We start from the raw sequence: 8,373 nt of genomic DNA, 5'->3' as shown, positions 1-8,373 counted from the left end.
ATTCAGAACTGGAACTTACGCAAACATGAGTAAACCGATTCAGATCGAACGCGGCGTAAAATACCGCGATGCCGATAAAATGGCGTTAATCCCGGTGCGTACTGTCGTCACTGAACGCCAGGAAATATTACGTAAACCTGAATGGATGAGAATCAAACTTCCGGCTGACTCCAGCCGAATTCAGGGTATCAAAGCCGCGATGCGTAAAAACGGATTGCACTCGGTTTGCGAAGAGGCTTCCTGCCCAAATCTGGCGGAGTGCTTTAATCACGGCACGGCCACTTTCATGATCCTGGGCGCGATCTGTACTCGCCGCTGTCCGTTTTGTGACGTCGCCCACGGCAGACCACTGACGCCGGATGCCAACGAACCAGAAAAGCTGGCGCAAACCATCCATGATATGGGGCTGCGCTATGTGGTTATCACCTCGGTTGACCGTGATGACCTGCGTGATGGCGGCGCCCAGCATTTTGCTGACTGCATCAGCGCCATCCGCCGCAAGAATCCGCAAATCCGCATCGAAACACTGGTTCCAGACTTCCGTGGACGTATGGATCGGGCATTAGATATTCTGACAGCAACACCGCCGGATGTTTTCAACCATAACCTTGAAAACGTACCACGGGTTTATCGTCAGGTTCGCCCTGGCGCCAATTATGAATGGTCGCTGAAACTGCTGGAAAACTTCAAAAATGCTCACCCGACCATCCCGACAAAATCCGGCTTGATGGTGGGTCTTGGCGAAACCAATGTCGAGATTGTAGAGGTGATGCGCGATCTACGCCGCCACGGCGTTACCATGCTGACGCTGGGACAATACCTGCAACCAAGCCGCCACCACCTCCCGGTACAGCGCTATGTCAGTCCAGACGAGTTTGATGAAATGAAAGCCGAAGCGATGGCGATGGGCTTTACTCATGCGGCCTGTGGCCCGTTTGTGCGTTCGTCCTATCATGCTGATTTGCAGGCAAAAGGGATTGAAGTGAAATAAACCGCTGATAAGAGCTTAAATTTAGTTACATAATGAGTATGGATGGATAATAACAAACGGACGGCAAAATTCCGTCCGTTTGTTTGCTTTCCATCAGCGGATTATGACTCTTTACGGTGCGTATCGTTCAGCGCCGCAGACTCGTCAACAGCAGGCGGTTTAGACGATTGATCATCATTCATCGCTTTCTTAAAACCTTTAATAGCCGCACCGAGATCGCCTCCCAAACTGCGTAATTTATTAGTTCCGAACAGCAAAATGATCAATGCGCCGATAACCAACAGTTTGGCAATACTGATACCTTCCATACTTACCTACCTGATTACAGATACTGGATAAACCAGCGAATAGATAACATTACCTCTATGTAAAGCCTTACAGGCAACAACGCAATCGCCATCTGTAACAAAGTAAGACGTCTCGATAACCACCGGCACAACTTCCATCGTTCACTTCAAATCGATTTACCATTTCCACTGGTGGGGGAGCTATAAAAATACGGCAGGAAAGCGTAAACTTTTTTCTGCAAATAACGGAGATGACATTCCTCTCTAACCGCCATTCGGCTGATGAGGTCTGCGCACGCCTCAAAGAGCATCTGTCCTCTGCGGGGAACTCCTGAGACACATTAGATAAAAGGTGCCTATATGCTTAGTACATTACTGGTTGTATTTATTGGTGGTGGGATAGGAAGCGTTGCGCGCTGGCAACTGGGCATCAGGTTTAACGGCGCCAACCCGACAATGCCGGTAGGCACATTGCTCGCTAATTTGATTGGCGCATTTATCATCGGTGGCGCATTAGCTTATTTTCTGCGTCACCCTCACCTGGATCAGCATTGGAAAACACTGATCACCACCGGGCTTTGCGGTGGATTAACCACGTTCTCGACATTTTCGGCAGAAGTGGTCATGCTCCTGCAAACAGGGCATCTGGCCGCGGCAGGCCTGCATGTATTGTTGAATCTGACGGGATCGCTGTTGCTGACGGCATTGGCTTTCACCCTGGTGACCTGGCTGACAGCACACTAAGCATTATGCAAGACCAAAATGATAGCCGTAAAAAAAAACCCGCCTTGCGGCGGGTTTTTCAAGAAATCGGTATAATTAAATAGCGATAACGTTAGCAGCTGACGGACCTTTCGCTCCGCTGGTGATTTCAAACTCTACACGCTGACCTTCAGCCAGAGTTTTAAATCCATTGCTCTGGATGGCAGAGAAATGTACGAATACGTCTTTGCTACCATCTTCAGGAGTAATGAAACCGAATCCTTTGGACTCATTAAACCACTTAACGCTACCTTTAATCTTAGACATCAAACTTACCTTTAACATGAATGAAAGACACAAAATCTGTGTCGGATACAGTACAGCAATAGATGGCGCATTTGTCCAGTTGAAGATGGGTAAAAAGTGATAAAAACCGCTAAAAAAGTCTGCTGGACGGCTGCGCAGACAAATTTTAACAGCATTCATGTTTTAGTCTGGTACGTTAAACATTCCTGATGACTTTTTATGGTATCAATTGCCCAAAGAAAATAGCGATGAAAACATTAGGCCTTATTGGGGGAATGAACCGGGAGTCGACGATCCCTTACTACCGTACAATTAATGAATGCGTAAAAAACCAACTCGGCGGGCTGCACTCGGCCAAACTGATATTGCACAGCGTCGATTTCCACGACATAGAGAACACCCGTAAACTTCCTCTTTTGTCCATTATATGATGCGGAAGATCCCCTTTTTTACTCCAGAATTTTATCTACATTGGCCACTGAAAGACAAATTTCACAATAAATAACAACATGTTAAAACAAAATCCCGACAGGAAAAATAATACCCTCTTTTATTTAGTCAGGTTTCCTTATTTTTAACAAAAAAAAGCAGTAACGCGCTGATTACTGCTTTTGTCGTTCTTACCCCTGGTATGCAATGACAAATATAACTTTTAATTATTATTTGCGTAACATTGCTTCAATAAAATCCTTCCAATTACTCACTTCTACTTCGATCATGCTAACCTCTTGACCATTAACTGCGAATATTATATGCACGTTTTTTAAGCAGGCGGAATAGTTATGAAAGTATAAAAATCAGGCTATTTCTCATTTCCCTCTCTCAGTTCACAGTAGATCTCACCGTTTTTTTTCGGCATTCTGGGACAATACGATGCCAGGCCCATTCCCCTATGTTGCGCCGCTCGACAACCATCACGTAACCCATAAAACAGAAAGGACATTAATAACAATGACGCTGACCATGTACGGTATCAAAAATTGCGACACCATAAAGAAAGCCCGCCGTTGGCTTGAAGAACAACAGATTGATTACCGCTTTCATGATTATCGCGCCGACGGTCTCGATGAGCAGCACCTTCAGCGTTTTATTGATCAACTGGGCTGGCAACCATTAATCAACACTCGCGGCACGACCTGGCGTAAACTAAGCGAAGAACAGCGCAACATTATCAATAGCGACACCGCCAGCAGTGAAGCCACGGCGAAAGCGCTTATGCTTGCACAGCCCGCGTTGATTAAACGACCGCTGTTAGTGACAAACGATGGAAAAGCGCTGCTTGGCTTCAGCGCAGACAGCTATCAGGAATTTATTGCGGAGAACAAATAACGTGTCTTGTCCGGTTATCGAACTTGCCCAACAGCTAATCAAACGCCCTTCCCTAAGTCCGAATGATGAAGGCTGTCAGGAATTAATGACTGAGCGCCTGAAAGCCATTGGCTTCACCATTGAACCGATGAATTTCGGTGATACTCAAAACGTCTGGGCGTGGCGCGGTACCGGGAAAACGCTGGCGTTTGCCGGACATACCGATGTCGTGCCAAGCGGCGATGAAAGCCGCTGGCAGTATCCACCTTTTGAACCCACCATCCGCGATGGCATGTTATATGGGCGCGGGGCGGCAGATATGAAAGGCTCACTGGCGGCAATGATTGTCGCCGCCGAACGTTTTGTCGCCGCCACCCCCCACCATCAGGGACGGTTAGCCTTCCTGATAACCTCTGATGAAGAAGCCAGTACCGTTAATGGCACGGTAAAAGTGGTTGAAGCCCTGATGGCGCGTAACGAACAAGTGGATTATTGCCTGGTGGGTGAACCTTCAAGCACCCATGTCGTCGGTGACGTAGTGAAAAATGGCCGCCGGGGCTCCATTACCGCCAATCTGCGCGTACAGGGTATTCAAGGTCACGTCGCCTACCCGCATCTTGCAGACAATCCGGTACACCGAGCCATACCGGTACTAAATGAGCTGGTGGCGACAGAATGGGATCAGGGTAATGAATTCTTTCCCCCGACCAGTATGCAAATCGCCAACGTTCAGGCAGGCACCGGCAGTAATAACGTCATTCCCGGTGAACTGTTGGTACAGTTCAATTTCCGTTTCAGCACCGAACTGACGGATGAGATCATTAAGCAACGGGTTGCAGAGCTGCTGGACCGCCATCAGCTACGCTACACTATCGACTGGCAGCTTTCCGGCCAGCCGTTTCTGACCGCACGAGGCGAGCTTGTGGATGCGGTGGTTAATGCCGTAGAGCATTACAACGAAATTACACCACAGTTGTTAACCAACGGCGGTACATCGGACGGACGCTTTATCGCCCGAATGGGGGCTCAGGTTGTGGAGCTTGGGCCGGTGAACGCCACCATTCATAAAGTGGATGAGTGCGTCAACGCGGCGGACTTACAACTGTTAAGCCGCATGTATCAACGTATTATGGAGCAATTGATCGCATGATTACTCATGCTATGTTAACCGGGAAAAACGACAGTCATTTAGTCACGCTCAGTGGCCATCATCGCCTTCAGCCTGAAGCGGTTCTGGCGTTTCAGGCTTTACAACGTGCAGCGGAAAAAGATGGATTGACGGTTCAGCCTGCCAGCACGTTTCGCGACTTTAACCGTCAGCGTTTAATCTGGAATGAAAAATTCAGGGGAGAACGCCCGGTGATGGGTAAGCATGGTCAACCACTGGATATCCTGTCGCTGGATGACGGTGAGCGCTGTAAGGCGATTTTACGCTGGTCGGCTATGCCGGGCGCCAGCCGCCACCACTGGGGCAGCGATCTCGATATCTATGACCCGACCCGTCTGCCGGAAGGGGAAAGGCTACAATTGGAACCCTGGGAATACGAACACGGCGGTTACTTCGCTGACCTGAACGCCTGGTTGAGTGAGCACATGCATGAATTCGGGTTTTATCGCCCTTATGAGCACGACCTCGGCGGCGTCGCAGCAGAACCCTGGCATATCAGCTATTATCCTCTGGCACAGCACGCGGAAAAACAGCTCACGTCCGGTATTATTCTGTCGGCATGGCAAGGAGAGGATATCGCAGGCTTTAACTGGTTGTGCCAACATCTGCCGCACCTGTTTACCCGCTTTATACACAACATTGATGGAGCATAATCATGGCATGGCTGGCTGATTACTGGTGGATAATCCTGATTATTCTGTTCGGAATGCTGTTAAACGGCATTAAAGAACTGAGGAATGTCGATCATAAACGTTTTCTTCTTCATAAGCCGAAACTTCCTCCCCATCGGGACAACAACGATAAATGGGATGAGGAAGACGACTGGCCGCAGAAGAAACCCTGAAAAAATAACCTTAACGATTCCATCCGCCTCACGATTTAGGAACAAAACTTTCAGCCCGCTCTTGAAGAAAGTCATAGAATTCTTTGGCACAGACAGAAAGCTGCCGCTCTTTGTCTGTCACCAGATAGATGCCCCGCTTCAGTGATAAATCCCTGAAAGGAATAATCGCAATATCTTTGTGCTGAAACTGAAATAACGTCAATCCGGTTACGATGCTGACACCATAATTGGCGGCCACCAGCCCCATCATGGTCGTCAACTGGCGCACTTCCAGCACATACTTAAAACCGTGCGGCTCCATGAGCTGGTCGGTATATTGCCGGATACTGGTGCCTTGACAAAAACCGACAAAGGCGTGTTCAGCCACTTCCGCGACATCCACGGTGCTCTGCCTGGCCAGTGGGTGATCTTTATGGCAAATCAGATAAAAGTTATCCGCGAACAGCATTCTGGAACTAAAAGTACCCGGTGACGGCTGTCCCGCAGTTAATGCTAAATCGGCTTGTCCGTCCAATACCGCTTTTAAACAGCGATCCCACTGGGTGTCCAGCAGTTCAACCTTAATTTTAGGGTAGGCATGGTGATATTGCGCCAGTACCTGTGGCAACCACTCCACAGCCATTGATGGTAATACCGCCAACACTATTTTTCCTTTATAACCCGTGGCATAAGACTTGATTTCATCAACGGCGTCGTCATGGGTTTGAATCAACCGTCGGGCGATATCAATGAACTGAATGCCGTCCGCATTTAGTTGTACCTTGCGCGTATCCCGATCAAATAACCGGTAACCAACCTCTTCCTCTAAACCGGCGATTAACGCGCTGAACGCCGGTTGAGAAAGATTTATTTTCTGCGCCGCACGTGTGAAATTATCGGTTTCCGTTAACGCAACAAATGCCCGCAGTTGTTTTATGGATAAATTCATAAACGGCCTTAAATGCATAAATAGAAAAGGAGTGTTATGTAAAAAAAGGCCAAACTCAACGTAAAACAACTCTCTTGGTTTATTTTTATGATCTACTCCGCAATTATTTATCTCTCTTTTCTTCTGCTATTTCCCGGCGTGACGAATCAATCCCAACTGACATCACAATTCAAAACATAACCACACCGCATTAAAAATAAAAATTGTATTCAAAAACATATAATTATCTATATATAAATAAATCAATATAATTTATCGAGTTAGCAAATTAAATAGATTTATCGATTTTATGAATAACACCATTTTGATTACCAGTTAGTATGATTTTCGGCATAATGATAAAAATAGCACAGACAAAAAATCAAACGACTCTGGGTTATGTATTCATTTTATATTTGTTAGTTATTCGATGAAGATTTATTGAGTGGTTTAATTTATTGTAAATGATACAAATACGCAACATATAATAAATAAAGAGGAGTTCTTTATGCTGGCCCTAATCGGGGTGTTTACTATAGCCACCCTGCTATTTTTCATCATGACTAAACGAATGTCACCGTTGGTGGCCTTAATTGTTATCCCGGTAATTGGCGCGCTCGTGGCAGGAAGTGGTACAGACACGGCTAAATATGTTGTTGATGGTATTACCAAATTAGCGCCTATGGCAGCCATGTTTGTATTTGCCATTGCCTTTTTCGGCGTCGTGACCGATGCGGGCATGTTTGACCCAATCATTAAGGTAATTTTACGGATTGTGGGAACAAACCCGGTCAAAATCATCATTGGTACTGGCGTGCTGGCGCTTATTGCCCACCTGGATGGCAACGGCGCGGTGACATTCCTGATAACAATACCGGCCATGCTGCCGCTGTTTAACAAGCTCGGTATGGATAAACGCATCCTGGTGGGGATTACCGCTCTTAGCGCCGGGGTCAACTTCCTGCCGTGGACCGGCCCAATGATCCGTGCGGCGGCGGCCTTGAACATCTCCACCCACGATTTATTCATCCCTTTGATCCCGGCACAGCTCTGTGGACTGACTTTCATGGTGCTGATGGGTTATTACTGGGGTAAAAAAGAGGAAAAACGTCTGGGTCTGGCATCTGGTAATCCACTGACCGACGGTGCCCACAACATCGGTAGCGAGCAACATGTCAAACAACTGACCGATGCCGAAAAAGCATTACGCCGTCCTCACCTTTTCTGGCTCAATATTGCGCTGGTCATTGCCGTTATCGGAACTATGGTCTTTACCAAAATCTCGCCGACGGTGGCCTTTATGATCGCCCTGACGCTGGCGCTGATGTTCAACTACCCCAATGTGGAAATGCAAAAAGAGCGGATCAACGCCCATGCCAAAGCCGCCCTGATGATGGCCAGCATATTGTTCGCCGCTGGCGCGTTTACCGGCATCATGAGCGGTACCGGTATGCTGAAAGCCATGTCTTTGGCCGCCGTCGGCTTCGTGCCTGAATCGTTCGCCTCACACATTCCGTTCATTGTCGGCCTGATTTCCATGCCGCTGAGTATGGTGTTCGACCCGGATTCCTACTACTTCGGCATTATGCCCGTCATTGCCCACACTGTGGATATGTTAGGCGTACCGCCTATTCAGGTCGCTCAGGCATCTGTTCTTGGACAGATGACCACCGGCTTCCCGGTTAGCCCGTTGACTCCCGCCACGTTCCTGTTGGTCAGCCTGGCCGGTGTAGATTTAGCCGACCACCAGAAGTTCTCCATTCCTGTGCTCTGGGCCGCCAGCGTCATCATGACGTTCGCCTGCGTAATCTTCGGGGTATTCCCAATATAGAAGAATCAACACCGAATGTTTTTAAAACA

11 protein-coding genes, 1 pseudogene and 1 riboswitch are annotated in these 8,373 nt (G+C 47.9%); of the genes and pseudogenes, 8 read left to right on the top strand and 4 right to left on the bottom strand.

Annotation, left to right across the window (positions count from 1 at the left end):
- Positions 1 to 25: 25 nt before the first annotated feature.
- The gene (lipA, locus tag BIY29_RS02070) at positions 26 to 991 is read left to right on the top strand and encodes a lipoyl synthase (protein ID WP_121573311.1); all 966 of its coding nucleotides are present in this window, start codon (positions 26 to 28) and stop codon (positions 989 to 991) included.
- 101 nt (positions 992 to 1,092) lie between these two features.
- Here lipA and tatE read toward each other — a convergent pair whose 3' ends face one another.
- Entirely contained in the window at positions 1,093 to 1,299 is a 207-nt protein-coding gene (gene tatE, locus BIY29_RS02065; RefSeq protein WP_121573309.1) for a twin-arginine translocase subunit TatE, read from the bottom strand.
- Positions 1,300 to 1,516: 217 nt separating this feature from the next.
- Positions 1,517 to 1,577, top strand: a riboswitch (Fluoride riboswitch).
- A gap of 61 nt (positions 1,578 to 1,638) precedes the next feature.
- Here tatE and crcB point away from each other — a divergent pair.
- Positions 1,639 to 2,022 (top strand): fluoride efflux transporter CrcB, encoded by a 384-nt coding sequence (gene crcB / locus BIY29_RS02060; protein ID WP_121573307.1) that lies wholly within the window; start codon positions 1,639 to 1,641, stop codon positions 2,020 to 2,022.
- A gap of 75 nt (positions 2,023 to 2,097) precedes the next feature.
- Here the strand turns inward: crcB and cspE are convergent, their stop codons facing one another.
- Positions 2,098 to 2,307 carry a transcription antiterminator/RNA stability regulator CspE gene (gene cspE / locus BIY29_RS02055; protein WP_009113827.1) on the bottom strand — a complete coding sequence of 70 codons (210 nt, stop codon included), beginning with the start codon at positions 2,305 to 2,307 and terminating at the stop codon, positions 2,098 to 2,100.
- Positions 2,308 to 2,534: 227 nt separating this feature from the next.
- Between cspE and BIY29_RS02050 the strand changes: the two are divergent.
- Positions 2,535 to 2,681: pseudogene (locus BIY29_RS02050) on the top strand (aspartate racemase); the annotation flags it as partial.
- Positions 2,682 to 2,945: 264 nt separating this feature from the next.
- Here BIY29_RS02050 and ypfM read toward each other — a convergent pair.
- Positions 2,946 to 3,005: a protein YpfM gene (gene ypfM / locus BIY29_RS20960; RefSeq protein WP_109053067.1), complete on the bottom strand. Its 60-nt coding sequence runs from the start codon at positions 3,003 to 3,005 to the stop codon at positions 2,946 to 2,948.
- Between the two features lie 232 nt (positions 3,006 to 3,237).
- Between ypfM and BIY29_RS02040 the strand changes: the two genes are divergently transcribed.
- Genes BIY29_RS02040 through BIY29_RS02025 form a run of 4 tightly spaced genes read left to right on the top strand, consistent with a single transcriptional unit; the run spans position 3,238 to position 5,606 of the window.
- A complete protein-coding gene (locus tag BIY29_RS02040) occupies positions 3,238 to 3,615 on the top strand; it encodes an ArsC family reductase (RefSeq protein ID WP_121573305.1) in 378 nt (125 codons plus the stop codon).
- Between the two features lies 1 nt (position 3,616).
- Positions 3,617 to 4,744: a succinyl-diaminopimelate desuccinylase gene (dapE, locus tag BIY29_RS02035; protein WP_121573302.1), complete on the top strand. Its 1,128-nt coding sequence runs from the start codon at positions 3,617 to 3,619 to the stop codon at positions 4,742 to 4,744.
- Positions 4,741 to 5,415 carry a M15 family metallopeptidase gene (locus tag BIY29_RS02030; RefSeq protein ID WP_121573300.1) on the top strand — a complete coding sequence of 225 codons (675 nt, stop codon included), beginning with the start codon at positions 4,741 to 4,743 and terminating at the stop codon, positions 5,413 to 5,415. Before dapE ends, BIY29_RS02030 begins: the two co-directional genes overlap by 4 nt.
- 2 nt (positions 5,416 to 5,417) lie before the next feature.
- Positions 5,418 to 5,606, top strand: a complete 189-nt coding sequence (locus tag BIY29_RS02025) for a YpfN family protein (RefSeq protein WP_121573298.1) — start codon at positions 5,418 to 5,420, stop codon at positions 5,604 to 5,606.
- 28 nt (positions 5,607 to 5,634) lie between these two features.
- Here BIY29_RS02025 and BIY29_RS02020 read toward each other — a convergent pair whose 3' ends face one another.
- Entirely contained in the window at positions 5,635 to 6,534 is a 900-nt protein-coding gene (locus BIY29_RS02020) for a LysR family transcriptional regulator (protein WP_121573296.1), read from the bottom strand.
- A 487-nt stretch (positions 6,535 to 7,021) separates the two neighbouring features.
- Between BIY29_RS02020 and BIY29_RS02015 the strand changes: the two genes are divergently transcribed.
- Positions 7,022 to 8,344, top strand: coding sequence for a CitMHS family transporter (locus tag BIY29_RS02015; protein ID WP_121573294.1), 1,323 nt, complete (start codon positions 7,022 to 7,024; stop codon positions 8,342 to 8,344).
- The last annotated feature ends 29 nt before the right edge of the window (positions 8,345 to 8,373 follow it).

Origin of the sequence: Brenneria alni, from assembly GCF_003666245.1 — a bacterium.
GTDB classification, from domain to species: domain Bacteria; phylum Pseudomonadota; class Gammaproteobacteria; order Enterobacterales; family Enterobacteriaceae; genus Brenneria; species Brenneria alni.
The sequence above is the reverse complement of the archived record's forward strand: the minus strand, read 5'-3'. Positions and strand labels throughout refer to the sequence as shown.